At 36.0% G+C, this 25,057-nt stretch carries 25 protein-coding genes; 12 read left to right on the forward strand and 13 right to left on the reverse strand.

The window, feature by feature from the left end:
• Window positions 1-14: 14 nt before the first annotated feature.
• The 4 genes from IV494_RS04890 to IV494_RS04905 all read right to left on the reverse strand — a co-directional run bounded on the left by IV494_RS04890 (window position 15) and on the right by IV494_RS04905 (window position 5,586).
• Window positions 15-1,235 (reverse strand): TolC family protein, encoded by a 1,221-nt coding sequence (locus tag IV494_RS04890; protein WP_196079027.1) that lies wholly within the window; start codon window positions 1,233-1,235, stop codon window positions 15-17.
• 148 nt (window positions 1,236-1,383) lie between these two features.
• Complete coding sequence (locus tag IV494_RS04895; protein ID WP_196079028.1) at window positions 1,384-4,554, reverse strand: efflux RND transporter permease subunit; 3,171 nt, start codon at window positions 4,552-4,554, stop codon at window positions 1,384-1,386.
• A gap of 45 nt (window positions 4,555-4,599) precedes the next feature.
• Entirely contained in the window at window positions 4,600-5,112 is a 513-nt protein-coding gene (locus tag IV494_RS04900; RefSeq protein ID WP_196079029.1) for a hypothetical protein, read from the reverse strand.
• A 90-nt stretch (window positions 5,113-5,202) separates the two neighbouring features.
• Window positions 5,203-5,586 carry a hypothetical protein gene (locus IV494_RS04905; protein WP_196079030.1) on the reverse strand — a complete coding sequence of 128 codons (384 nt, stop codon included), beginning with the start codon at window positions 5,584-5,586 and terminating at the stop codon, window positions 5,203-5,205.
• Window positions 5,587-5,806: 220 nt separating this feature from the next.
• On the opposite strand from IV494_RS04905, the gene lysS reads away from it, so the two are divergent.
• Together lysS and IV494_RS04915 are read left to right on the forward strand one after the other, a co-directional pair.
• Window positions 5,807-7,507 carry a lysine--tRNA ligase gene (lysS, locus tag IV494_RS04910; protein ID WP_196079031.1) on the forward strand — a complete coding sequence of 567 codons (1,701 nt, stop codon included), beginning with the start codon at window positions 5,807-5,809 and terminating at the stop codon, window positions 7,505-7,507.
• Window positions 7,508-7,528: 21 nt separating this feature from the next.
• Window positions 7,529-7,948, forward strand: coding sequence for an OsmC family protein (locus tag IV494_RS04915; RefSeq protein WP_196079032.1), 420 nt, complete (start codon window positions 7,529-7,531; stop codon window positions 7,946-7,948).
• 56 nt (window positions 7,949-8,004) lie between these two features.
• Here the strand turns inward: IV494_RS04915 and IV494_RS04920 are convergent, their stop codons facing one another.
• The gene (locus IV494_RS04920) at window positions 8,005-8,283 is read right to left on the reverse strand and encodes a helix-turn-helix transcriptional regulator (protein ID WP_196079033.1); all 279 of its coding nucleotides are present in this window, start codon (window positions 8,281-8,283) and stop codon (window positions 8,005-8,007) included.
• A gap of 299 nt (window positions 8,284-8,582) precedes the next feature.
• Here IV494_RS04920 and IV494_RS04925 point away from each other — a divergent pair, with 299 nt between their 5' ends.
• The 4 genes from IV494_RS04925 to IV494_RS04940 all read left to right on the forward strand — a co-directional run bounded on the left by IV494_RS04925 (window position 8,583) and on the right by IV494_RS04940 (window position 13,781).
• Entirely contained in the window at window positions 8,583-9,569 is a 987-nt protein-coding gene (locus IV494_RS04925) for a hypothetical protein (RefSeq protein ID WP_196079034.1), read from the forward strand.
• Between the two features lie 412 nt (window positions 9,570-9,981).
• Entirely contained in the window at window positions 9,982-11,916 is a 1,935-nt protein-coding gene (gyrB, locus tag IV494_RS04930; protein WP_196079035.1) for a DNA topoisomerase (ATP-hydrolyzing) subunit B, read from the forward strand.
• Window positions 11,917-12,067: 151 nt separating this feature from the next.
• Window positions 12,068-12,877, forward strand: a complete 810-nt coding sequence (locus IV494_RS04935; RefSeq protein ID WP_196079036.1) for an RsiV family protein — start codon at window positions 12,068-12,070, stop codon at window positions 12,875-12,877.
• A gap of 52 nt (window positions 12,878-12,929) precedes the next feature.
• On the forward strand, window positions 12,930-13,781 hold the full coding sequence (locus tag IV494_RS04940; protein ID WP_196079037.1) for a diacylglycerol/lipid kinase family protein: 852 nt from the start codon (window positions 12,930-12,932) through the stop codon (window positions 13,779-13,781).
• Between the two features lie 20 nt (window positions 13,782-13,801).
• On the opposite strand, the gene IV494_RS04945 is transcribed toward IV494_RS04940, so the two are convergent.
• From IV494_RS04945 to IV494_RS04980, 8 genes are read right to left on the reverse strand one after another with little or no spacing between them, the layout of a single operon-like run.
• Window positions 13,802-15,100 (reverse strand): cryptochrome/photolyase family protein, encoded by a 1,299-nt coding sequence (locus IV494_RS04945; RefSeq protein WP_196079038.1) that lies wholly within the window; start codon window positions 15,098-15,100, stop codon window positions 13,802-13,804.
• Window positions 15,090-15,743 (reverse strand): MarR family winged helix-turn-helix transcriptional regulator, encoded by a 654-nt coding sequence (locus IV494_RS04950; protein ID WP_196079039.1) that lies wholly within the window; start codon window positions 15,741-15,743, stop codon window positions 15,090-15,092. Before IV494_RS04950 ends, IV494_RS04945 begins: the two co-directional genes overlap by 11 nt.
• Window positions 15,744-15,758: 15 nt before the next feature.
• Entirely contained in the window at window positions 15,759-16,454 is a 696-nt protein-coding gene (locus IV494_RS04955) for an SDR family NAD(P)-dependent oxidoreductase (protein ID WP_196079040.1), read from the reverse strand.
• Between the two features lie 18 nt (window positions 16,455-16,472).
• Window positions 16,473-16,610: a DUF2256 domain-containing protein gene (locus IV494_RS04960; RefSeq protein WP_196079041.1), complete on the reverse strand. Its 138-nt coding sequence runs from the start codon at window positions 16,608-16,610 to the stop codon at window positions 16,473-16,475.
• Window positions 16,611-16,625: 15 nt separating this feature from the next.
• Window positions 16,626-17,315, reverse strand: coding sequence for a flavin reductase family protein (locus IV494_RS04965; protein WP_230379907.1), 690 nt, complete (start codon window positions 17,313-17,315; stop codon window positions 16,626-16,628).
• Window positions 17,245-17,481: a TIGR03643 family protein gene (locus IV494_RS04970; protein ID WP_196079495.1), complete on the reverse strand. Its 237-nt coding sequence runs from the start codon at window positions 17,479-17,481 to the stop codon at window positions 17,245-17,247. The genes IV494_RS04965 and IV494_RS04970 overlap by 71 nt, the downstream gene beginning before the upstream one ends.
• Window positions 17,482-17,516: 35 nt before the next feature.
• On the reverse strand, window positions 17,517-18,836 hold the full coding sequence (locus IV494_RS04975; protein WP_196079042.1) for an ABC1 kinase family protein: 1,320 nt from the start codon (window positions 18,834-18,836) through the stop codon (window positions 17,517-17,519).
• Window positions 18,837-18,839: 3 nt separating this feature from the next.
• Complete coding sequence (locus tag IV494_RS04980) at window positions 18,840-19,505, reverse strand: TetR family transcriptional regulator C-terminal domain-containing protein (RefSeq protein ID WP_196079043.1); 666 nt, start codon at window positions 19,503-19,505, stop codon at window positions 18,840-18,842.
• Between the two features lie 86 nt (window positions 19,506-19,591).
• Here IV494_RS04980 and IV494_RS04985 point away from each other — a divergent pair, with 86 nt between their 5' ends.
• The 6 genes from IV494_RS04985 (at window position 19,592) to IV494_RS05010 (ending at window position 24,963) form a co-directional block, all read left to right on the forward strand.
• On the forward strand, window positions 19,592-21,061 hold the full coding sequence (locus IV494_RS04985; protein WP_196079044.1) for a phytoene desaturase family protein: 1,470 nt from the start codon (window positions 19,592-19,594) through the stop codon (window positions 21,059-21,061).
• Between the two features lie 4 nt (window positions 21,062-21,065).
• The gene (locus IV494_RS04990) at window positions 21,066-21,911 is read left to right on the forward strand and encodes a phytoene/squalene synthase family protein (RefSeq protein WP_039352487.1); all 846 of its coding nucleotides are present in this window, start codon (window positions 21,066-21,068) and stop codon (window positions 21,909-21,911) included.
• Window positions 21,911-22,369: a hypothetical protein gene (locus IV494_RS04995; protein ID WP_196079045.1), complete on the forward strand. Its 459-nt coding sequence runs from the start codon at window positions 21,911-21,913 to the stop codon at window positions 22,367-22,369. Before IV494_RS04990 ends, IV494_RS04995 begins: the two co-directional genes overlap by 1 nt.
• Window position 22,370: 1 nt before the next feature.
• On the forward strand, window positions 22,371-22,847 hold the full coding sequence (locus tag IV494_RS05000; RefSeq protein WP_039352489.1) for a sterol desaturase family protein: 477 nt from the start codon (window positions 22,371-22,373) through the stop codon (window positions 22,845-22,847).
• Window positions 22,848-23,053: 206 nt separating this feature from the next.
• Entirely contained in the window at window positions 23,054-23,539 is a 486-nt protein-coding gene (locus tag IV494_RS05005) for an SRPBCC family protein (protein WP_196079046.1), read from the forward strand.
• Entirely contained in the window at window positions 23,536-24,963 is a 1,428-nt protein-coding gene (locus IV494_RS05010) for an SDR family oxidoreductase (RefSeq protein WP_196079047.1), read from the forward strand. The genes IV494_RS05005 and IV494_RS05010 overlap by 4 nt, the downstream gene beginning before the upstream one ends.
• Window positions 24,964-25,057 lie beyond the last annotated feature (94 nt).

Consider the following 25,057-nt stretch of genomic DNA (forward strand, 5'->3'; position numbering starts at 1 on the left):
TAAAAATTAAATTATTATTGCGTTAAATTATTCAATTGAATTGTTTTCTCATTCAGCATTTTCTGAGTATCGATGAGTTTGTTTTGAATGTCTAAACTCTGGTTGATGAGAATAGACCATTCCAGGTAATTAATTTCACCTTCGTAGTATAAGCGGTTTGCAGTTTTCATAATGGTTTCTGCATTTTTCAGACCTTTGGATTTATAATAATCAGTTTCGCTTTTTAATTTTTGAAATTCACCAAACAATGCTGCATATTGATGTTTTAGATTCTTTGAACCTAATTGATAATTATTTTCGGCGATGAGCTGATTAATTTTCTGACCTTCAATTAGTGATTTCTGAGCTCCATTAAAAAGCGGAATTCCGACGCCGATCATTCCTGAATGAAAACGTGCGGATCTTTCGTAGAACTTATCATCTGCTCCTGTTCCGTACATGCTGGAATTATTATAACCGATATTGAAAGTCGGCAAGAGTTTCGATTTTTCTGCATTTAGTTTGGCGAGTTCGATCGCTTTCTGCTGTTCTAATTGTTTTAAAACAACCGCATTTCCAGCGTAATTTACATCTTGAGTCAGTACATTCATTTCATAGAAATTTGAGTTTTCATTGGAATACAATGTTTCGTCATTGATCAGATAATTGAATTGATAAAGGGAAACTTCACGGTCTTTTTTCAGATTTGCCAGTTGAATTTCTGCCTGACTTCTGTAGTTTTCAGCGGTCGTTTTTTCGAGAATATTGCTTTCTCCTTTTTTCAAACGAAGTTCGGCCCGGTTGTAATAATTGGTGTAAATGGAATCGGCTCGCAAAAGCAGTTTTTCCTTTTCATTTTGATAATTAAGGTCGTTGTAGATCAACGCGATCTCTCGTTTTAACTGCCATTTTTGAACATCTAAAGTCAACATTGAGTTTTTCCATTCCTCGATGAGAACCTGCTTTTGATTGTTATAAAATCCGGGTAATCTCAAAGTTTGGTTGACTGAAAATTTATTGTCGGTGTAAGCGGAAACAAATTGTCCAATTTCTCCGGAGACATTCAGCGGATCTACTACTGCATAAGACTTTTTGATCTTGTCCTGATAATCGATCCGAAGTTGCCCGTTTTTTAAATTCAAATTATTCTTGAAGGCTTTTTCGTAGGCCGATTCGAGGGAAATAGGCGTTTGTGCTTTCAGTTGAATTGCGATCAAGACTGAAAATGCGGTTATTATTTTTATAAGTTGTTTCATTTTTTAATTTATTAAAAGTCATTTGATTGAAGCTAAAATCTGCAGCCCGACTTGAGCGGAGCTCTTTTTTATTGGTGGCTGAGCTTGTCGAAGCCAGCAATAAAAAAAGCGGGAGCGGAAGGCGGAAACGTCTGCCCAAAACCTAATTCTATTCATCGTAGCCATCTTCTTCTTCGCTTATTTCCTGAATTTTTTTGCGTCTGTCGGGGAAATGTTCCTCAAACCAGATATAAATTAGTGGCAATAAATAGAGCGTGAGGAAAGTTGCCAAGAGTAAACCACCGATAACGACTGTTGCTAAAGGTCTTTGTACTTCTGCACCTTCGCCGGTACTGAGTGCCATTGGTAAAAATCCGAGTGATGCTACCAAAGCGGTCATTAAAACCGGGCGTAATCGGGTTCTGCCGCCGATTTTTACGACGTCGTTTAAATCCGAATGTTTTAGTTTCTGCCGATTAAATTCTGCGATCAGGACGATTCCATTTAATACGGCCACTCCGAAAAGTGCTATGAAACCTACGCCTGCAGAAATACTGAAATTCATTCCACGAATCCAGAGCGACATTATTCCGCCGATCATAGAAAGTGGAATTGCGGAGAAAATCAGCAAGCCATATTTGACCGAATTAAAGGCGAAATAAAGCATCAGTAAAATCAGCAATAAACTGATGGGAACTGCGATCATTAAACGGGATTTCGCATGCTGAAGGTTCTCGAAAGTTCCGCCATAAGAGATCGAATAACCGGTCGGAAGTTTGAAATCTTTTTCGACGACTTTCTGCAGATCTTCTACGGTGGACTGAATATCGCGGTTTCTGACATTGAAGCCGACAATAATTCTGCGCTGTGCATTTTCCCGCTGTATTTGATTGACACTTTCTTTGAGTTCGACGGAAGCCACGGTGCTCAAAGGGATTTCAGTTCCTGAAGGAGTCGAAATTAACAGATTGTTGACATCATCGACATTCTTTCTTTGCTCGCCATCTAAACGAACAACAAGATCAAATTTCTTCTCTCCTTCGAAAACAGAACCTGTAGATTGTCCCGCAAATGCAGTGTTTACGATATTATTCACATCTTCTACATTTAATCCAAATTGCGAAAGCGCTTCTCTTTTGTAAGAAATCACGATCTGTGGCATTCCCGAAATTGGTTCTACGTAAATGTTTTGAGCTCCTTTTATTTTTTTGGAGATCGCTCCTAATTTCTCGGCGTAAACTTTTAAACTATCCAGATTTTCACCATAAATTTTAATAACAACATCTTGTCTTGCACCGGTCATTAACTCGTTAAAACGCATGGCGACCGGATATTGGAAGGAATAGGTAACGCCGATCAGATTTTTCTTAAGTTCTGCAGACATCTTTTCCGATAATTCATTATAAGATTTCGCAGAAGTCCATTCTTTGCGGGGTTTCAGAATGATCATCATGTCACTTGCATCGATTGGCATTGGATCGGTTGGGATCTCACTGCTTCCGGTTTTCCCGACGATCTTTTCAATTTCGGGGAATTTTTTCATTAATATTCGGGAAGATTTCTGAACTGCATCGGTGGAAGTTTTCAGATTGCTTCCGGGTAAAACCCGGGTATCAACGGCGAAATCTCCTTCCGGAAGTGAGGGAATGAACTCACCGCCTAATCTCGACATTACAAATAAGGATACGAAAAATAATCCGACAACGCTGAAGAAAACTAAATTCGGAATTTTTAAAACAAAATTTAAAGTCTTATGATAAAAGCTTTCCAGTTTTGCCATCATTCGATCTGAAAAGTTTTTCTTTAGATCTATTTTTTTAGATAAAAACAAAGAACTCATCATTGGAATGTAAGTCAGAGAAAGAATGAACGCACCAAGCAAAGCGAAGATCACGGTTTGTGCCATTGGTTTGAACATTTTTCCTTCAATTCCCTGCAATGTTAAGATCGGCAAGTAAACGATCAGGATAATAATCTGACCGAAAACCGCTGAATTCATCATGGTACTCGAAGAAGTATAAACCTCGCGATCCATAAATTCCTGAGAAATTTTCTTGTCCTGAAACTTCGTTAAATGTTTGAATCGATGTAAGATCGCTTCGACAATAATCACGGCACCATCGACGATCAATCCAAAATCTAAGGCTCCTAAACTCATTAAATTCCCGGAAACACCGAAAATATTCATCATGATGATCGCAAAAAGCATTGCCAAAGGAATGACAGAAGCCACTAAAAGTCCGGCGCGAAAATTTCCCAGGAATAAAACCAGGACGAATATGACGATCAGCGCACCTTCCAGCAGGTTTTTACTTACGGTTCCAATCGCGTTATTCACCATTTTGGTCCGGTCCAGAAAAGCATCAATCTTTACGCCTTCCGGAAGTGTTTTTTGTATTTCTTCAATCCTGCTTTTCACCAATTTAATGACTTCATTGGAGTTTGCGCCTTTCATCATCATTACCACGGCGCCTGCAACTTCGCCCTCTCCATTATAAGTCATCGCACCGTAGCGAATGGCTTTTCCGTATTGAACTTTTCCAATATTTTTAATAAGAATCGGTGTTCCGTCCGCTAAATTTTTAATGACGGTATTCTCAATATCGGGGATCTTATTCATCAAACCTTCCGTTCTGATAAATAAAACGCTGGGTCCTTTTTCAATGTAAGCGCCACCAGTGTTTTGATTGTTTTTTTGCAGTGCATTAAAAACCTCGGTGATCGTAACGCCCATCGATTTTAAAATGGCGGGATTTACTGCAACTTCATACTGTTTCAAATTTCCACCAAAACTTGCGACATCGGCAACTCCAGGAGTTCCTAACAGTTGTCGGCGGACGATCCAATCCTGAATAGTTCGTAATTCCATCGGATTATATCGGTGTTCGTACCCTTTTTTCGGACGGACCACATACTGGTAAATTTCCCCTAAACCTGTGGAAATTGGCGCCATTTGCGGCACTCCCAAATTGATAGGAATTTCTTTTGAAACCTGCTGCAATCTTTCTGCAACCTGTTGACGAGCCACCATCAAATCGATATCGTCTTTGAAGACAATGGTAATTACAGATAAACCAAACCGCGAGAAACTCCGCATTTCTTTGATTCCCTGTATATTGTAATTGATCTGCTCTAAAGGGAAAGTGATGAAACGTTCAACATCGGGCGCTCCCAAACTCGGTGAAACGGTAATGATCTGAACCTGATTATCGGTAATATCAGGAACCGCATCGATGGGAAGTTTTGTGAGTTCGAACAGTCCATAAATTATTAAACCGAGCGTCATCAAAATGATGATCAGTTTATTTTTTATAGAAAATTCTATTATTTTATTAAGCATTTTTTTTCTTTAAAAATTGTCAGAGAATGTAGCGTGTACATCAAATTATTGATCATCATGTTTGTCACTTTTGGAAGTCGGATCATCGCCCTCAAAATTTCGATAATCGAAGTCTTTACCAGTTCTGATTTCAGTGTGTTTAATTTCACCACCGGTTGTTCCTACTTTTTGAGCAAAGAAGAGACAAACAATCGCGAGAATTCCCACTGCAAAGGGAGCATATTTTGATAATGCTGAATTTCTAAAACTTGCAATAAGCGCAAGCAATGAAATTCCACCTAAAACGTAAGTAAGGATTGCAAAAATTTCGGAAAAATCGGCATGTTTTTCAATGAGGTTTTCAGAAAGACCAGCTATCTGTGTGGCAGAATTTTCTGCGTTTTCGCCTGTAACAATCGCTGCAATAGAAGCTATGGCTCCTAGAATAAAGATAATGTAGGCGTTTCGTTTGGTAACTTCGGATTTACTGAAAATCCCGATAAGGAGTATAATGATTCCAACAATAGGAAATATGATCGGCAAATGGTTGACAACCAGATGCAAATGTAATTCGTCCATTTTTTTTAATTTAAAATTTAATTCTTGTTTAGCATATCATGAGTTGAAACCAAAAGATTTAACAACGCGGAATGCGAGAAAATTTTTAAATTAAATCTTAGGAGGTTCCCAAATTTTTTGAAATACAGAAGGATAAAACTTTTCTGAATAAGAAAAATTAGTTGAATAATCAACGTAAATTGACTGATGCGGAAAAATTAAGTTTTCCTTTTCCGGTGGAATGTTTAAGGTGATCAAAGTGCTCGAAAAATCATGAGTTTTAAAGGGAAGCTTCATATCCTCAGAATAATCTTTATCCTTTTTCTGTTCATCTAAATAATGCATTTTAAAAAATGCATATACCGAAATATCATGATCAGCGATCTTGTGTGAAATATAATGTTGCACGAGTTTCGGAAGTTTCGCCACCTGTCTAACTTCACAAAAAGAAGTAAGATAAGTAAAAACCATAAAATACAGCAACCATTTTTTCACATTACAAATTTACATATAATATGCAATACAACGCGGTAATTTGAGAATTTGGAATGAAACCAAATAAAAAACATTAACTACATTTTAGATAGGTTTTATTAAGCACGAATCTTCGAATACTAATTAAAATCCCCGATCTGGGATTAATTTCTCGGAAATTTTAGCCTTCTATTTTTCGCAAAAAATTCACTAAATTTGCCGTCTTAAAATAGCAAGAAAAATGCAGTTATCAGAACAGGAAATCATCAGGAGAGAAAAGTTACAAACCCTGGAAAAAATGGGCATCAATGCTTTTCCAGCCGAAGAATATAAAATTACAGATACTTCTAAAACCATCAAGCAAGACTTTGTTGAAGGTAAAAAAGTGACCATTGCAGGTCGTTTGATGAGCCGTAGAATTCAGGGAAAAGCAAGTTTTGCCGAACTTCAGGATTCAGAAGGTAAAATTCAGGTTTATTTCAACCGTGATGAAATCTGTACTGGTGAAGATAAATCGCTTTACAATGATGTTTACAAACACCTTTTAGACATCGGTGATATTATTGGGATTGAAGGTGAACTGTTCAATACGCAAGTTGGTGAAATGACAGTTAAAGTCAGCAATTTCAAAATTTTAACCAAGTCTTTACGTCCGCTTCCACAACCTCGAACAGATGAAAATGGCGTGACTTACGATGCCTTCAATGATCCGGAACTTCGATACAGACAACGTTATGTCGATCTGATCGTGAATCCTCACGTCAAAGAAACGTTTTTAAAAAGAACGAAATTGTACAATGCAATGCGTCAGTTTTTCAATGATGCAGGTTATATTGAGGTAGAAACTCCTGTTTTGCAGGCAATTGCTGGTGGTGCCGCAGCAAGACCATTTATGACGCATCATAATGCTCTTGATGTTCCATTATATATGAGAATCGCAAATGAATTATATCTAAAAAGATTGATCGTTGGTGGTTTTGATGGCGTTTATGAATTTTCTAAAAACTTCAGAAATGAAGGGATGGACAGAACACATAATCCGGAATTTACCGTTATGGAAATTTATGTAGCCTACAAAGACTACTACTGGATGATGGATTTCACCGAAAAAATGATTGAACATTGCGCAATTGCTGTAAATGGCACAACCGATGCTAAATTTGGTGATCAGGAAATTAGTTTCAAAGCACCTTACGCGCGGGTTTCGATGACGGAAGCGATCATTAAATATACGGGTTTTGATATCACAGGGAAGTCTGAACAGGAACTTTTTGATTTTGCAAAATCAATCGGAATCGACGTGAATGAAACGATGGGTAAAGGAAAGTTGATCGATGAAATTTTTGGGGAAAAATGTGAAGGAAACTTTATACAGCCGACTTTCATAACAGACTACCCTATCGAAATGTCGCCTTTAACAAAAAAACACAGAACGCAGGAAGGCTTAACCGAGCGTTTCGAATTAATGGTTTGCGGTAAAGAAATCGCAAATGCTTATTCGGAATTAAATGATCCGATCGACCAAAGAGAACGTTTTGAAGATCAATTAAAATTAGCCGAAAAAGGAGACGATGAAGCCGGACAATTTATAGACGAAGACTTCCTAAGAGCCTTAGAATACGGTATGCCGCCAACTTCGGGAATGGGAATTGGTATGGATCGTTTGATCATGTTTATGACCAACAATCAATCGATTCAGGAAGTATTATTTTTCCCTCAAATGAAGCCGGAAAAAGCAACACCAACTTTGGAACTGGATGAAGATGAAAAACTGGTTTTAGAGATCTTGAGTTCTTCAGAAGAACCAATGACTTTGGGCTTGGTAAAAGTGAAGAGTAACCTTTCTGGAAAGAAATGGGACAAAGCAGCGAAAAATTTGACGAAATATAACTTGGTTAAAGTAGAGAAGATCGACGATGTCGTTTTGATGAAAAAAATATAAAACACCTTAAACAATTCTATTATGAAAAGAAATGCAACAGCCATTTGGCAAGGTTCAGGTAAAGATGGAAAAGGAAATTTGACTACTCAAAGCACGACCTTAAACAAGACGCAATATTCCTACAGCTCGCGTTTTGAAGAAGGCGTCGGTACGAATCCGGAAGAATTAATCGCTGCAGCACATGCGGGCTGCTTCACAATGGCTTTATCTTTTAAAATAGATGAAGAAGGTTTCAAAGCAGAAAATTTAGAAACAAAATGTGTGATTAATTTGGACGCAAAAGAAGGAAAAATAACGGAATCTATGTTGACATTAGTCGCAAATATTCCGGGAATTTCTAAAGAAAAATTTGACGAATTAGTTGCTGATGCAGAGAAGAACTGCCCTATTTCTAAATTACTCAATACAGAAATTAGAGTAGAAGCAACATTAGTTAAATAAGAAAATTAAGGTTAACTGTTATCTTATTAATCCTCAAATTTTTTTGAGGATTTTTTTTATAAAATATTGCAATGTAAAACGTAAGAAATCAATTCTAGGGTGGTTTTACTTCCCGTTTTTATACGCAAATTCTTCTTGTAATTTTCGACAATGTGATAAGAAATGAAAAGTTCTTCCGCGATTTTTGGACAATTTTTTCTGTTGATCAATAAAGCCAGAATTTCCCGTTCTATCTTCGTAATGTTTGCTCTATTGACGTTGCTGCAAGGTTCATCATTATCAACAATCGCTTTGTAGAAAGGCTTTTTGGAATTTGAAGTATCGATCAACATCATTACAGGTTGATATTTTCGATATCCCTTTTAAAGATCTTCTCTAATTCATTTTCTTTTTATTTTCCACTTTTATAGTCGTGGAAATCGTTTCGTAATCAATTGGTTGAATTTCAGAAGCTTCCCTCATCTTCAATTGTAATTTTTCATTAAAATGACAGATATCTACTATTTTGTTTTCAAACAAACTTAAGGATATTTACTTTATCAAAAAAAACTTTACAAATCTTCCTGATCATCGTTACAAAGGTAAAATACACAAATTCTAAACTTATTTTTTAACAGATTAAAAAATTAAAATCATGAAAAAAATTATACTTCTATTAACGCTCAGTCTGTTTTACTTTGCCACTGCCACTAATCCTGTCTCGAAAAAATCTGGGAAAAATGTCAATATTTTGGCGCTCGAAAATTCAGTCGCGATCGACTTTACTACAGGCGAAGACAATTTAGACCACCGCGATTTTCAGAAAAATGTAGATGTAAGAATTACCTTTAATGGAAAACCTGATCTTTTTCTGGAGAATGTAAATAAAGGGGAAAACTGGCCAAACAATTCGGTGCGAAGATTCGTGTCGCCATTACCGGCAAATATTGTGGTAACCGACATCAAAACCATCGCTGTAATGCGGGGAAATGCGAAAGGTTCCTGGAATAATGTCGATGGCGCAATGGCAGATAACTGGAATTTGGGAAAATTACTGGTTGTCGCTAATATTGCCGAAAATGGAATGATGAAAAGATATGTTTTAGCAGATTTAAAAGGAGTCGGCAGAGTTCCACTTTACAGATTTATCTACGAAAACAGAAATCCCTGCAGCTATTGCGGCGACACTTTCAAATATACTTTCCCTCATAATTATACACCTGCTATGACAACTCCCTCTGTATCGACAAGAACGAATGCCAAATTATCATTCACCATCGCAACGGGCGGAGATAATTTGGAAGGTGGCGATAATAACAATGTAGATATTACCATTCGAATGAGAAACAGCACGCAGGTTTATGTTCTGAGAAACATTAATGCCAAAAGAAAATGGAACAATTTTACGGAAGCAAGCCGTGTTATGGAGATCACGAATTCTGCCGCCATGGATTTTAATGATATTAAGGAAGTAGAAGTTCGACACACAGGAGGCGGCGGTATTGGCGCAGATAACTGGGATGTCGATAAAATTTTTATCAGCGTTGAAAAAAATGGCGAAACAAAAATTCTGATGGATAGAGTCGGAACGCCTACCAGGAGATTTACCGGTGATAATAGAGCTTTAGTTGCTCGATTTTAAAAAGAATACCATGAAAACATTTGTGTTATTATTGATCTTCGCAATACCTAATTCGTGCAGATATCATCAAAAAGTGATTTTAGATCAGTCCGTTGCAAAATTAGAAGCGACAAAATAAATAGACCTGTTAAATTAATTCCGGAATTCTAATATTAATTTCAAAGTTCATAATGAGACCGATTAATTATTCATAACCATAGAAAACTTAGATTTTAAATCCTCAAATATTTTGAGGATTTTTTCATGAAAAACGCTCCTAATTTTATGACTTTGTTAACTTTGATGTTACATCGAAATTCAGTATATTTGTGAGCCTTTTGAAAAAATAAAAAAGACGAAAATTTCAGTTAAAATTTAATATAAATTCATTGAAAATGTTGTTGTAGAAATACTTCAACAAATAATAAATATTATGAGTCAAAAAGAATATACAGCGAGTAGCATCCAAGCTTTAGAAGGAATGGAACACGTAAGAATGCGACCTTCAATGTACATCGGTGATGTAGGTTTAAGAGGTTTGCATCATTTGGTTTACGAAGTTGTAGACAACTCGATTGATGAGGCTTTAGCAGGACATTGCGACACCATCTCAGTGATCATTCACGAAGGTGAAAGTATTTCTGTAAAAGATAACGGTCGTGGAATCCCGGTTGATATGCACGAGAAGGAACAGAAATCTGCTTTGGAGGTTGTAATGACCAAAATTGGAGCGGGTGGAAAATTTGATAAAGATTCTTACAAAGTTTCCGGTGGTCTTCACGGAGTTGGGGTTTCGGTGGTAAATGCACTTTCGAATTCCTTGATCGCAACCGTTAAAAGAGATGGTAAAATTTATGAGCAGAAATATTCTAAAGGAAAAGCTTTAGCAGATGTAGAAGAAATAGGTAGTACAACAGAACGTGGAACTGAAGTTTTCTTCCAGGCAGATGATACTATTTTTCAGGAATTGATCTTCAATTACGACACTTTAGCAAGTAGAATGCGCGAGCTTTCTTATTTGAACAAAGGAATCAAGATTACACTAACCGACGAAAGAGTTTTGGAGGAAGATGGAACAGTTAAACATGACTTGTTCTTTTCTGAAGGTGGATTGAGAGAGTTCGTAGAATACATCGACGGAAACCGTGAAAGTATCATGAACAGCGTGATTTTCATGGAAGGTGAAAAAGATAATATTCCTGTAGAAGTTGCGATGAGATACAATACTTCTTACACGGAAAATCTGCACTCTTACGTTAATAATATCAATACGCATGAAGGTGGAACTCACCTTGCAGGTTTCAGAAGAGCTTTAACAAGAACTTTAAAGAAATTTGCAGATGAATTAGGACTTCCTGCGAAAGAAAAAGTAGAAGTTACGGGTGACGATTTCCGTGAAGGATTGACTGCCGTGATTTCTGTAAAAGTGATGGAACCTCAGTTTGAAGGACAAACAAAAACGAAATTAGGAAACTCTGAAGTTTCTGGTGCGGTTGATAAGATCGTAGGAGAAATGTTGAGCAACTTCTTGGAAGAAAATCCTAACGAAGCAAAACTCATCGTACAAAAAGTAGTTTTAGCTGCAAAAGCAAGACAGGCTGCGAAAAAAGCAAGAGAATTGGTTCAGCGCAAATCTCCAATGGGTGGAAGCGGATTACCGGGAAAACTGTCTGACTGTTCATCCAAAGACCCCGCAATTTCTGAATTATTCTTAGTCGAGGGAGATTCGGCAGGTGGAACGGCAAAACAAGGTCGTGACCGCCATTTCCAAGCGATTCTACCTTTGAGAGGTAAAATTCTTAACGTTGAGAAATCAATGGTTCATAAAGTTTATGACAATGAAGAGATCAAAAATATTTATACAGCTCTGGGAGTTTCTGTGGGAACAGAAGAAGACAGTAAAGCTTTGAATATCGCGAAATTAAGATATCACAAAATTGTGATCATGTGTGATGCCGATATTGATGGTGCTCACATTTCTACTTTAATTTTGACTTTCTTCTTCAGATATATGAAGGAATTAATTGAAAACGGATACATTTATATCGCACAACCTCCTTTATATTTATTGAAAAAGGGAAGCAAAAAAACATATGCGTACAATGAAAAAGAACGCGAAGAAATAACAATGGAAATGGCTCCAGACGGAAAAGGAGTTGAAGTTCAGCGTTACAAAGGTCTTGGGGAAATGAATCCTGAACAGCTTTGGGAAACAACCTTAAATCCGGAAAGAAGAACCTTAAAACAGGTTACAATTGAGAGCTTAGCAGAAGCAGATAATGTTTTCTCTATGTTAATGGGCGATGAAGTACCTCCAAGACGTGAGTTCATCGAGAAAAATGCGATCTATGCAAAAATTGATGTTTAAGATTTCTTAAAATAATTATATAAAACTGTTCAAAATATTGAGCAGTTTTTTTTATTCAAAATCGTGAACAATACAAAGTTTACGATTTTTTGGGTTCAAGAATTAGCTCCGTAACATTTTTTTAAATAAATAATTTTCATTAAATTTAAAAATGAAAAATTTCTTCGCAATTTCCACCATCTTCTTTCTATCTTTTATCAGCTGCAACAAAGAAAAAAATTCGGTAGAATCCACTTCACAATTACCTGAAAAAACCGTTTCAACTCCTGAAAAATTTGCTATTGATTCTGTAAAAGTTGATGATTCTTTGAAGATTGACAATAATCTTACCATCGCTTTTAAATCGAAATTACTGGTCTTTTCCCAGATTAAAGATTCAATTTTACTGGATTCTATTTATGCTAAAGAAAACATTCATTCAACAAATTATTCCAAAGCAAACCTTACTAAAGAACTGGAAGCTAAAAAAGCTGCATTTTACACAGAAACGAAGAATGGATTAAAAGATTACAAACCAGATTTTAAACAAACATGGAACAACAATTCTGATATGAATGTTTTTTCCAATCAAAATGATTTGCTGACCATAAAATATTCAGGTGATGGTTTTACAGGCGGCGCTCACGGATATTACTACGAATTTTACAAAGTTTTTGATCTTAAAAATAACAAAACGCTGTATCTCTCAGATATTCTTTCGGAACAGGACCCCAAAATCTGGAGCAGAATTTTGATGGATAATTTCCTAAAAAATGATTTGGGAAAAGGACAGGCTGAAATGCTTTTAGTGAAAGAAATTCAGCTTAATGAAAATTTTTATTTTGGAAAAGACCATCTGTATTTCCTTTATAATCAATACGAAATTACCGCTTACGCAGCAGGTCCGGTCTTGATCAAAGTTCCTTTTTCAGCCATTAAACCACTCCTTAAAAGTGAATTCAAAACGCGATTAGGATTATAATAATTTTGAAGATATCAGGTTTAATGATCTGCTTTCTTTACTTTTGCAAACCATGAAAAAAGTAGCTTTCATCATCAATCCTTATTCTGCAAAGAAAAATTATCAGCCTTTTGTTGATTCCTTAAAAAAAAGGATCGAAAAGGCAAATTTTTATATTTCAGAATCTCTCGAAGGGACTGAAACTTTCATTAAAGAAAATTTTGAAAATACCGATATATTTGTAGCAGTTGGTGGCGATGGAACCATTTCCTCTGTTGCAAAAAGCCTTATTAATACTGGAAAAATTCTTGCCATATTTCCGGCAGGTTCTGGAAATGGTTTTTCAAATGAGACCAATTTTACTAAAAACTTAGACGGTCTTTTAGCCAAAATTAAAGCCTGTCAATTCCGGGAAATCGACACTTTCAAAGTTAATGATCAACTTTCTATAAACGTTTCAGGTACAGGTTTCGACGGGAAAGTCGTGAAAGAATTCGAAAAAACAAGCCGTGGTTTCAAAAATTATATTCAAGTTTCAATCAAAACTTTCTTTAAGTATAAACCCATTAATGTAAAATTTAAATCGGAAAAATTTAAACAGCACGACGGCGAATATTTAATGCTGAACGTGGCAAATACCCGTCAATTCGGAAATAATGCCTACATCGCACCGCATGCAAGTACAGTCGATGGTTTGGTAGAAATAGTTTTGGTTAAGAAATTCCCGTTAACCTATGGCGCACTTTTCGCAACTCGGATGTTCACAAAAAATTTAAAGGAAGATAAATATGTCACTTATCTTTCAGTTCCGGAAATAGAATTTAGTGTGAATACCAAAGATTGGCACTTAGATGGAGAATACAATGAAATCTCCTCTCCTGTTCACATTAAAGTTTTACCAAAAAGCTTGAAGATTTTAGTTTAAGATTTAGATCTTTTTACAACTTATTCCTGCAATCCTTTTTTATAGGTTTCGAGCGCTCGTAAACGCGCAAACTTGTGATCAACCATTGGTTGTGGATAATCTTTTGTTCCAAATTCTTTGACCCATTTTTTGATATACTTAAATTCTGGATCGAATTTTTTTTGCTGTTCTTCCGGATTAAATACTCTGAAATATGGTGCAGAATCACAACCAGTTCCTGCGCTCCACTGCCAGTTCCCATTATTCGCAGATAAATCGTAATCCAGTAACTTTTCTGCAAAGTAAGCTTCACCGATTCTCCAGTCCATTAAAAGATGCTTCGTGAAAAAACTTGCACAGACCATTCGAACGCGATTGTGCATAAAACCAGTTTCATTGAGTTCGCGCATTCCCGCATCAACAATAGGATAACCGGTTTTTCCTTCCTGCCACTTCTTCAAGCTTTCATCATCATAGATCCAGGTGATCTTGTCGTATTTTCTTTTAAAAGATTCGTGAACAACTTTGGGGAAATGATATAAGATCTGCATAAAAAATTCCCGCCAAATCAATTCCTTCAGATAGGTCTCGTTTAATTGACTGGCAACTGAAGCTAATTTCCGAACGCTTATTGTTCCAAAACGAAGATGAACACTCATCTCGGAAGTTGGTGTTGTTGGAAAATTACGCGTTTCGTGATAAGTTTTTAATATATCACGATCAATTTTTGGAATTTTAAATTGATAATCTGTTTTTTTGAACCCAATTTTTTCTAAAGTTACGTCCTGCTTTTCTACGTCAATAAAATGATGAAGGTGCTTCTCACTGGGATATGACTCGATTTTACCATTATTAAATTTGATTAACCATTGCTTCGAATATGGCGTGTAAATCGTATAAGGAGTACCATCAGATTTTAAAATATCATCTTTATGAAAATGAACCTGATCTTTAAATAATAAAAAATCAATGTCATTTTTATTTAAAAATTCTGCAATTTCTAAATCTCTTTTAATGGCGGACGGTTCATAATCTTCATTACAGAAAACATTTTCAACACTGTAATCATCAATTAGATCTTTAAAAATACTTAGCGCATTTCCGTGCAAAATTTTGATCGATTTTCCCGATTTTTCTAGATATTCGTTGAGTGTTTGCAAAGCCTGCAAAATAAAATCAACGCGTTTATCTTCCTTATTTTCTAATTTAGAAAGAATTTCCTCATCAAAAATAAAGATCGGCAAAACATTTTCTGAAGACTCCAAAGCTTTAAAAAGTCCGTGGTTATCGGACAGTCTTAAATCGCGGCGAAACCAGAAAATACTAATTTTATCCGCCATTTTCTACCATTTTCAATAACTTCTTCGTCGATTCATTTCTGAGATTTGTATAAACGGTATGATGGAATGTATTTAATTTTTTCAATGAAACCAGTAAATGTTCCTTTTCCTCACTGTCCAGTTTCCCGCACATGATTTTAGAAACCATGGTAATATCTTTCATCGATTCTGCAAAAACTTTCTTTCCTTTTTCAGTCACCGAAATTCGGGTACTTCTTTTGTCATTTTCGTCCGGACTTTCGACCAGTAAACCGTTTCTCACCAATCTTTTGATGATCTCGATACCTGTTTGCTTTTCGTGAGCATTTTTCTCGATCAACTGCATTTTCGTCAGCGATGGATAATCCATCAATCTAAAAAGATACGTAAAGTCTTCGTTCACCAAATCCGGGTGATTCTCTAATGACTTCTTTATCAAATGCTTAGAATAACGACCGAGCATAATTACCTGTTTAGCAATTTCATTCTCAAGATCGAAAACCTCCAGACCAAACTTTTCGGTAAGGTTTCTCGGCGTTTCGCTTTCGTATGCTTTCTGATTTAAGTAAAGACGAAATTCTTCCAAACTGGTTTGATTTCCAGGTTGAACTTTTTGAAAAGTATCTAATTCTGATAAGATATCGACGATTAAATGTAATTCCATATGATTGATTTTATGTTATAATTTTATATTTCCCAAACCGCCGTCAACTCCGATCACCTGTCCTGTAATCCAGGAACTCTTATCTGAAAGCAAAAACTCGACGAGTTGCGCGCTGTCTTCTGTTGACCCAATTCTTTGCAGTGGATGACGTTTTGCCGAAGCTTCCCTTTTTTCCTCCGTTGAAAGAAGCATTGCGGCCAAAGAAGTATCTGACAGCGATGGCGCGATCACATTGACCCTGATTTTTGCAGCAGCCAATTCTGAAGCTAAACTTCGGGCAAAACTTTCAATAGCACCTTTACTCGCTGCGATCGACGTATGAAAAGGCATTCCTACTTTCGCCGCAACGGTACTGAACAAGACAATACTTGCACCACCCGACTTTTTTAGAATCGGCAAACATTTTTGAATAATGCGAACTGCTCCCAAAAAATTCTGATGAAAATCTGCTAAAAAATCTTCTTCCGTTAATCGGTTAAAAGGCTTCAAATTAATGGATCCCGGACAAAAAACTACGCCATGCAATTGGTCGGGCAAAGATAATTGACTCAAGTCGTCTTTCGCCACATCAAACTGAAAAAACTGGGTACCTAAACTTTCAAGTTCTGGTGTCAAGTTTCGCGAAATGGTATAGAGATTTTCCTCCTTTAAAAGTTGTGCGGTTTTCAGTCCAATTCCTCTTCCGGCACCAATTATTAATATATTTTTCATTGCTGAATTTTAATTTTTTTATTTATTTCTTTTGCATTTTTCACTGCAGTAAATGACATTATCCCAATTTTTCTCCCACTTTTTCCGCCAGGAAAATTCTTTTTTACAGACGGGACAAATTTTGAAAGGAAGATTTTCCTTCTTTACATTTTTCAAAACTCAAATTTTATCTTAAGGCTTTGCATAGGGCAATTGCTCTAAAAACTGACTCGAATAATACGCATCTAAACCACCACTTAATAACAGATCATCTGGATTGACCAAACCATCCTCAGATAAACGATTTTCTGGAATTTGAAGCGACTCAATACTACCAATGACCATGATCGTATTGTTGATTTCAATATTTAAGATCTGCTCAAATTTCATTTCAATTTTTATGGCTGCTTCCTTCACAAACGGCGGAAAAATTCCATCTAAATACTCTGGCGTGAAACCTACAGCCTCAAACTCAGAAGTATCTTTTGGATAACGAGCCGAAGTTTGATGTGCCTCTTTTACCCACTTTCTATCGATCAAATTAATCGTGTATGTCCCGGTTTCCTTTATATTTTCTAAAGTATCGCGCTCCACAACATCGGGTCTCGAAATAAAACCAAACAGCGGCGGATTCGCTCCCAAATGGATCACCGAATTGAAAATCGCAACATTTTCCTGACCCTCTTTCGACTTCGTTCCTATCAAAGCAACCTGACGAATTCCGGCTAAAGAATTGATCAGTTTGATCCGGAAATATTTTTCACTTTCCGAGATCATTTCTTTCGTCATTATAATTACAGCATCGCTCATCTTATCTCTTACTAATTTTATTTCCAGAGATGGATTTTTGTCGGCTGCATCGGAAGCGATCGATTTCTGCATTTCTTTTGTGCAGATGCTTTTGGCTTACTCCGGAATTTACACGAGCGCGCCACAAATTGAAAGAACTTCTTTTCAGTTTCTTTCTCATCAAAGCGATCACGTCTTTTTCTGCCAAAGCAAATTGGTAAGTAATTGCCTCAAAAGGAGTCCGGTCTTCCCAGGCCATCTCTATAACCCGGTCGATTTGTGCGTCGTTTAAAATCAATTTTTTATAAAATTTTTGTAATTACTAATCTTAACATCTTTCGCATTAATGTCATGCATCAAACTGTATAAACCGAAAAATGTTCTGTTCATGTAGATAAAATGTTTGGAACCACGGTTCGCATTTCGACCTTTCATCTGGGTATTCTTCGCATATTTTTGACCTAAATCAGCGATAGCTTCAAAAAAAGTATTGTCTGAAAAATCAAAATTTTCTTCCTGAAAAGGCGTCGTGAACAAATAGAGCAATTCGTAAAAGATCTGGGTGAAAAATTGCTTCTCTTCCTCAGAATCATCTTCCCTAATGATTTCCAGTTCCAGTAATTTTTTGTCAAAGAATTCTTTATTATCTAAATTTTCTCTCACCGATAATTCAAAATAAGGGACATAAAAATCATCCGGAATCGCTTTCATACAACCAAAATCGATGGCGATCAAAGTTCCATCTTCTGAAACTAAGAAATTTCCCGGATGCGGATCGGCGTGAACTTTTCTCAAGTAATGAATTTGAAACATGTAAAAATCCCACAAAGCCTGCCCAACTTTTTGCGCCAGTTCCGGATCCTTATTCTGCTCGCAAAACGTAGATAAATGCTTTCCGTGCATCCAGTCCATCGTTATTATTTTGCCATTCGATAATTCCGGATAATAATTAGGAAAAGCCAGATTCGGTAAGTTTTCACAACTTTTTCTTATTTCTAAACTTTGTTGGAGTTCCAAAACGTAATCCGTTTCTTCTAAGAGCTTATCCTCAACTTCTTTGAAATATTGATCAGAATTCTTTCCTTTAATATTAAACATCTTCATCGCAATCGGTTTAACCATTGCTAAGTCAGAAGAAATGCTGTCGGAAATACCCGGATATTGAATTTTAACCGCCAATTCTTTTCCATCTTTCGAAGCTTTGTGAACCTGACCAATACTTGCTGCGTTGGTAGACTCTGCATTAAAACGGTCAAATAATTCTGTAGGTTTTTTTCCAAAATAATTTTTAAAAATCTTTACAACCAAAGGTGCAGAAAGTGGCGGAACCTGAAATTGAGAAAGCGAAAACTTCTCAACGTAAGCAGCTGGTAAAATATTTTTTTCCATGCTTAACATTTGAGCGACTTTCAAAGCACTTCCTTTCAATTCTTTCAGACCGTCATAAATATCAGAAGCATTGTTCTTATTGAGGTTTACCTTGGCTTCATCTTCTGTTTTGGTAATTTTTTCGCCGTAATATTTCAGGTAATTCACGCCGATTTTTGCTCCGGTGGAAATCAACTTACTTGCGCGTTCAATTTTACCTGTAGGGATTCTATCTAATGTCTTCATCCGTTATTTTTTTACCTTTTCATTAAATAAAAATTTGCCCAGATCGACTAATTTCTTCAAAGGTTTCACATCTAAAAGTTCAAAACTCGTATCGACTGATTTCTCAATAAAAATGTCTGTTTTCTCGAAATTTGAACTCGTATCATCGAGCCAGAATTTGAGTGTCGCCATAAAATGACCCCAGTACAATTCCTCAATTCCTTTGTTTTTAAATCGTTCGATCTTCGCCATACTTTCAGAAGTTTGCTCCATCATCGGCTCAGAAATTTCTAAACTCCTTACAAATATTTGGAATTCTTTTTTCAAAGGCCACATTTTTTTGATGTTCTGAAGGTCATTTTTCTCAGAATCTAAAAGATAAATGATCAGACTTCGGTTCATTGTTAACTGCTCAAAAAAAGTATAATAAAAAGAAAGCAGTTTGTGTTTCGCACTTTGCGCTGCATAATTTTCTTCTTCTGAGATCAGCATAAGCGCTTGATTCAGGAAGAATCTTAAATAGTCTCCTTCTAACTGAACGAAATTTGCATAGTAAAAATAGAAGTCTGTTTCGCTGATCTGATTATCTTCACAGAAGGTAAAAACATTCAAAGGCTTTTTATTATTTCTTAATACATAATTAGAATAGAGGTCGAGTATTTTTTGCTGAGAAGCATCTATATTTTTCATATCTTGTTGAATATTTATTGACAAATTTAGTAAAAATATTTTCTAATTAAGAAATAAAAGTATATTTTTGTTCTATTATTATTTAAATGAAAAAAGTAGTCATTATTGGATCTGGTTTTTCTGCAATTGCTTCTGCCTGTTATATGGCTAAAGCAGGATATTCTGTGCAAGTTTTAGAAAAAAACGAACAGTTGGGCGGTCGTGCCTCTCTTTTAGAAATCGATGGATTCAAATTCGATATGGGACCAAGTTGGTACTGGATGCCGGATATTTTTGAGCGGTTTTTTTCAGATTTTGGAAAAAAAGTTTCCGATTATTACGAATTAAAAAAACTCTCTCCGGGTTACAGGGTGGTTTTTGGGAAAGATGACTACATCGATATTTCCGATGAGCCTGAAAAAATCATTGCAAAATTTGAAGAAGTAGAGCCAGGAAGCGGGAAACATCTGAGAAAATTCATGGAAGATTCTCGGAAAAATTATCAGATCGCAATGAAAGATCTGGTTTATAATCCCGGAAAATCATTATTAGAACTGGTGAGTTTAGAAACTGCGACGAGATTAAATTTATTTGTGCAAAATATTTCACAAACGGTCCGCAAGAATATTAAGAATCCAAAACTTCAAAGTATTTTAGAATTTCCTGTATTATTTTTGGGTGCAAAACCACAAAATACACCCGCTTTTTATAATTTTATGAACCATGCCGATTTTGGTTTGGGAACGTGGTATCCGAAAGGTGGTTTTAATGCCGTTGCTTTGGGAATGGTGAAACTGGCGAAAGAATTAGGCGTTCACTTTCTCGTCGATCAGGAAGTTACTCATATTGAAACTTTAAATAATAAGGCGACCAAAGTAGTTACAAAGACTGAAACGTTTGAAGCGGATCTGGTAATTTCCGGCGCAGATTATGCGCACACTGAAAAGTTATTAAAACCTGAGCAAAAAAATTACCCCGAAGACTACTGGAAGAAAAAAGTTTTTGCACCTTCCTCCTTCTTATATTATGTAGCATTTGACAAAAAAGTGCCGGAACTTCAACATCATAATTTATTTTTTGACACCGATTTTGGCCTGCACGCTGTAGAGATCTACGACGAACCAAAACTACCAACTAAACCTTTGTTCTACGCAAATTTCTCTTCTAAAACCGATCCTGATCTATGTCCGGAAGGAAAAGAAATTGGCTTCTTCCTGATTCCTGTTGCAGTGGATCTGGAGGACAACCAGGAAATTCACGACCGGTATTTTGAACTGATCATGGATCGTGTGGAAAAAAATATTGGGGTCGATTTGCGGGACTCTGTAATTTTTAAGAAAAGTTTTGGGGTACAGGATTTCAAAGAGCGGTACAATTCTTGTCGTGGTAATGCTTATGGCTTAGCAAACACCTTATTACAAACTTCTATTTTAAGACCAAGTATCAGCAACAAGAAAATTAAAAATCTTTTTTATACTGGTCAATTGACTGTTCCGGGACCCGGCGTTCCACCAGCATTGATTTCTGGAAAAGTAGTAACCGATTATATCATTCAACATCAAAATAAAATATTCTAATATCATGAATAATTTAGAGATTTTCAACTCATTTTGCGGCCAGTCTTCTAAGATGGTTACCGAGAAATACAGCACGTCGTTTTACAAAGCATCGTCGCTTTTTCAGCCAGAAATTCGCCAACACATCTATAATATTTATGGTTTTGTAAGATTAGCTGACGAAATTGTAGATACCTTCCATGATTATGACAAAGTAAAATTGATGGGCGAATTTGAGCAAAATTATCATTCGGCAAAGGAGAACGGTATTTCACTAAATCCGATCCTGCATTCTTTTTGTCTGACGCAGCGTGAAAAAAATATTCCGCAACATTTAGTAGATGCTTTTTTACATTCTATGAAAATGGATCTGGGCGAGATCAAAGATCTGAATGATGAAAAGTATAATGAGTATATTTACGGTTCCGCAGAAGTTGTAGGTTTGATGTGTCTGAAAGTTTTTGTGAACGGAAATGATGAAGAATATGAGAAACTAAAACCTTACGCACAAAGCTTAGGTGCTGCATTTCAGAAAATTAATTTTTTGCGGGATATTAACGCAGATTTTATCGATTTGAACCGTACTTATTTTCCCGGTGTTGATTTTAAAAACTTTTCAGCGCGGGAAAAAATTGAAATTGAGCAAGATATTGCTAAAGATTTTGAACATGCGAAAATTGGAATTAAAATGTTACCTATTTCGAGTAAATTAGCCGTTTTTATGGCTTTTAAATATTACTTTAATCTGTTGAAAAAAATTAAAAAAACCAAACCAGAATTGCTCTTAACGAAAAGAATCAGAGTTTCAAATGCTCGAAAAATGTATCTTTTCGGAGAGATGATCTTAAACAAAAATTTGAATTTGCTTTAATGAAAAAATTGGTCCTATTGTTTTTCTTATTAATTTCCAGCTTTATGTTAACCCAGAATTTAAAAGAGTATAGAACTTTAATTCAACTTGGTAAAGATTCTGAAAAATCTTCAATACAATTAATAGAGAAATCGACAAGCGCTTATAATTCAACCAAAGAACCTATTTTTTTAGGATTTATAGCCGTTGGTGATTTTTTTATGGCCAAACATGCTTTTAATCCGATAAAAAAAATTTCCTATTTTTCGCACGGCAAAAAAATGTTGGAATCAGCAGTAGAAAGGGATCCTATGAATTTGGAAATCAGATTAATGCGTTTAATTGCACAGGAAAACATTCCGAGGATCTTAGGATATCATCAACATATTGAGGAAGATCGTAATTTTGTACACAGAAATTATAAGAAGACCACCGATTCTGATTTAAAAACTTTTATTGTCGAATATTTAAAATTATAAAATGGAAATTTTAGGATATATTATTTTAACACTTTGCGTCTTTGTAACCATGGAAGGCGTCACGTGGCTTACTCACAAGTTTATCATGCACGGTGCAGCGGGTTGGTATTTTCATGAAGATCATCATCAACCGGGATATCCTCATGTATTTGAAAAAAATGATGCTTTTTTTGTAGTTTTCGCAGTTCCAAGCATGTTGCTTTTCTTTTTCGGAACCTGGAATGGATTGAACTGGATGTTTTTTGTCGGACTGGGAATTCTTTTATATGGAATTGCTTATTTCACCATTCACGATGTTTTAATTCACAGAAGATTCAAATGGTTTGAAAAAACGAACAACTGGTATTTGAGAGGCTTGAGAAAAGCTCACAAAATTCACCACAAACACCTAGGAAAAGAAGAAGGTGAATGTTTCGGAATGTTGTATGTGCCGCTGAAATATTTCAAAGAAGCTCGATTAGCGACCGTTAAAAAGTAGTTGATCAAACCTTTAGAGCTGAACTCTTTTCAAGACCAATAATTAAAGCCATCTCATATAATATTTGGCAAAGGAATATTGCGTTTAAGCCATAAACTTTTTGGTTTGAATTTGATCTAACGTCACTACAATAATAATCTCCTTTACATTAAAGTTGAGTAAAATTTGTAATACTCAGCAGAATAAAATTTCTTCTAAAAACTACCATGAAAATTAACATCGTCAAACAATCAGGAATCTATACCTTAACATCAGAACAGATTTTACCCATTTCACTGGAGAAAGCCTGGGAATTTTTTACAGTTCCCATGAACTTAGATAAGATTACCCCTAAGGAAATGGATTTCAAGATCACCAACAATCCGCCTGCGAAAACTTACAAAGGACAGATCATTACTTATAAAATCGGTATTTTACCAATGATCAAAGCCAATTGGGTAACTGAAATTACGCATTTAGAAGACCATCAGTTTTTTGTAGATGAGCAACGTTTCGGACCTTACGCAATGTGGCACCACGAACATCATTTTGAAGAAATTGGTCCGAAAAAAGTAAAGATGACCGACATCGTCAATTTCAAAATGCCTTTCGGGATTTTGGGCGATTTATTCGGCGGAACTTTAGTCAAAAATAAGGTGAGATTTATTTTTGAAAGTCGCTATACTATTTTAGAAAAATTCTTGAAACCATGAAAATACTTCTTACAGGCGTCACCGGTTATATTGGCAAAAGACTTCTCATTCAACTTTTGGAAGAAGGTCATCACATCGTATGTTCTGTAAGAGACCGTCAACATTTTGGAGCGCATCTTTTCAAAAATAATTTGGACCAAATTGAGGTCATAGAAAATGATTTTTTGGACAAGGATACCTTACAGGATATTCCTCAAGATATTGATGTTGCTTATTATCTGATTCACTCCATGTCCTCAAGCGACGGCGATTTTTCTGAAAAAGAAAAAACTTCTGCAGAAAACTTTCGGGATGTTTTGGAAAAAACACAGGTAAAACAGGTCATATTTTTAACGGGAATTATCAATGAAGATAAACTTTCTAAGCACTTAGAATCGAGAAAAAATGTGGAAGAGGCATTGCAGAGTTCGGTTTACGCTTTAACCTGTTTGCGAGCCGGGATTATCGTGGGATCAGGGAGCGCCTCTTTTGAGATCATTCGTGATATCGTAGAAAAACTACCGGTAATGATCACTCCAAAATGGCTGAATACGAAATGTCAACCGATTGCAATTCGTAATGTTATTCAGTATTTAATCGGTGTTTTAGGAAAAGATTTTACCTACAACAAACATTACGACATCGCCGGAACCGACATTTTGACGTACAAACAAATGCTTTTGCAGTACGCTGAAATTCGCGGGTTGAAACGGACCATCTTTATTGTGCCTGTGATGACGCCAAAACTGTCTTCTTACTGGCTTTATTTCGTGACTTCCACGAGTTATTTTCTTGCGCAAAATCTGGTTGACAGCATGAAGATCGATGTTGTTGCCACTAAAAATGATTTAGGTGAAAAATTAGGAATTCATCTTTTTTCTTACAAGGAAGCGATACAAATGGCCTTCGATAAAATTAAGCAAAACAATGTTTTATCAAGTTGGTATGATTCATTTACCAATCAGTTCCATACCAGACAGGTTTGGCAATATTTAGAAGTTCCGGATGAAGGCTGCTTCAAAGATATCAGAGATATAAAAGTCGATGATGAAGAAGCAACGAGCAATCGTATTTTCAGTATTGGCGGCACAACCGGATGGTATTACGCAGATTTTCTCTGGAGGATCCGTGGATTTTTAGACAAACTTTTTGGTGGCGTTGGTTTAAGACGCGGTCGTAGAAATATGACTGAATTAGAAGCTGGAGATTCTGTGGATTTTTGGCGTGTTTTGTACGCTGACCGGGATAAAAAAAGACTTTTACTTTTCGCAGAGATGAAACTTCCGGGTGAAGCCTGGTTAGAATTTAAAATTAAAGACGGCATTTTACATCAGGAAGCTACTTTTCGTCCTTTAGGATTGTCAGGAAGATTATATTGGTATTCCGTGTTACCTTTTCACGGAATGATCTTTAATGGAATGCTGAAAAAACTCGCAGGAAAATAATTGTTTCCGAATTTAAAAACTTGCTGCTTTGTTGTACTATTTTTTAGAATTAAAATAAAGTGCAGTAATTTAAATCACCGAATTTTACTCAATA

Origin of the sequence: Kaistella gelatinilytica (assembly GCF_015679325.1) — a bacterium.
GTDB lineage: Bacteria > Bacteroidota > Bacteroidia > Flavobacteriales > Weeksellaceae > Kaistella > Kaistella gelatinilytica.

Excerpts from the sequence above, each read along its gene's own strand:
- IV494_RS04890 (WP_196079027.1), bottom strand. The coding sequence starts at position 1,235 with ATGAAACAACTTATAAAAATAATAACCGCATTTTCAGTCTTGATCGCA.
- IV494_RS04895 (WP_196079028.1), bottom strand. The coding sequence starts at position 4,554 with ATGCTTAATAAAATAATAGAATTTTCTATAAAAAATAAACTGATCATC.
- IV494_RS04900 (WP_196079029.1), bottom strand. The coding sequence starts at position 5,112 with ATGGACGAATTACATTTGCATCTGGTTGTCAACCATTTGCCGATCATA.
- lysS (WP_196079031.1), top strand. The coding sequence starts at position 5,807 with ATGCAGTTATCAGAACAGGAAATCATCAGGAGAGAAAAGTTACAAACC.
- IV494_RS04915 (WP_196079032.1), top strand. The coding sequence starts at position 7,529 with ATGAAAAGAAATGCAACAGCCATTTGGCAAGGTTCAGGTAAAGATGGA.
- IV494_RS04920 (WP_196079033.1), bottom strand. The coding sequence starts at position 8,283 with ATGATGTTGATCGATACTTCAAATTCCAAAAAGCCTTTCTACAAAGCG.
- IV494_RS04925 (WP_196079034.1), top strand. The coding sequence starts at position 8,583 with ATGAAAAAAATTATACTTCTATTAACGCTCAGTCTGTTTTACTTTGCC.
- gyrB (WP_196079035.1), top strand. The coding sequence starts at position 9,982 with ATGAGTCAAAAAGAATATACAGCGAGTAGCATCCAAGCTTTAGAAGGA.
- IV494_RS04935 (WP_196079036.1), top strand. The coding sequence starts at position 12,068 with ATGAAAAATTTCTTCGCAATTTCCACCATCTTCTTTCTATCTTTTATC.
- IV494_RS04940 (WP_196079037.1), top strand. The coding sequence starts at position 12,930 with ATGAAAAAAGTAGCTTTCATCATCAATCCTTATTCTGCAAAGAAAAAT.
- IV494_RS04945 (WP_196079038.1), bottom strand. The coding sequence starts at position 15,100 with ATGGCGGATAAAATTAGTATTTTCTGGTTTCGCCGCGATTTAAGACTG.
- IV494_RS04950 (WP_196079039.1), bottom strand. The coding sequence starts at position 15,743 with ATGGAATTACATTTAATCGTCGATATCTTATCAGAATTAGATACTTTT.
- IV494_RS04955 (WP_196079040.1), bottom strand. The coding sequence starts at position 16,454 with ATGAAAAATATATTAATAATTGGTGCCGGAAGAGGAATTGGACTGAAA.
- IV494_RS04965 (WP_230379907.1), bottom strand. The coding sequence starts at position 17,315 with ATGCAGAAATCGATCGCTTCCGATGCAGCCGACAAAAATCCATCTCTG.
- IV494_RS04970 (WP_196079495.1), bottom strand. The coding sequence starts at position 17,481 with ATGGCCTGGGAAGACCGGACTCCTTTTGAGGCAATTACTTACCAATTT.
- IV494_RS04975 (WP_196079042.1), bottom strand. The coding sequence starts at position 18,836 with ATGAAGACATTAGATAGAATCCCTACAGGTAAAATTGAACGCGCAAGT.
- IV494_RS04980 (WP_196079043.1), bottom strand. The coding sequence starts at position 19,505 with ATGAAAAATATAGATGCTTCTCAGCAAAAAATACTCGACCTCTATTCT.
- IV494_RS04985 (WP_196079044.1), top strand. The coding sequence starts at position 19,592 with ATGAAAAAAGTAGTCATTATTGGATCTGGTTTTTCTGCAATTGCTTCT.
- IV494_RS04990 (WP_039352487.1), top strand. The coding sequence starts at position 21,066 with ATGAATAATTTAGAGATTTTCAACTCATTTTGCGGCCAGTCTTCTAAG.
- IV494_RS04995 (WP_196079045.1), top strand. The coding sequence starts at position 21,911 with ATGAAAAAATTGGTCCTATTGTTTTTCTTATTAATTTCCAGCTTTATG.
- IV494_RS05000 (WP_039352489.1), top strand. The coding sequence starts at position 22,371 with ATGGAAATTTTAGGATATATTATTTTAACACTTTGCGTCTTTGTAACC.
- IV494_RS05005 (WP_196079046.1), top strand. The coding sequence starts at position 23,054 with ATGAAAATTAACATCGTCAAACAATCAGGAATCTATACCTTAACATCA.
- IV494_RS05010 (WP_196079047.1), top strand. The coding sequence starts at position 23,536 with ATGAAAATACTTCTTACAGGCGTCACCGGTTATATTGGCAAAAGACTT.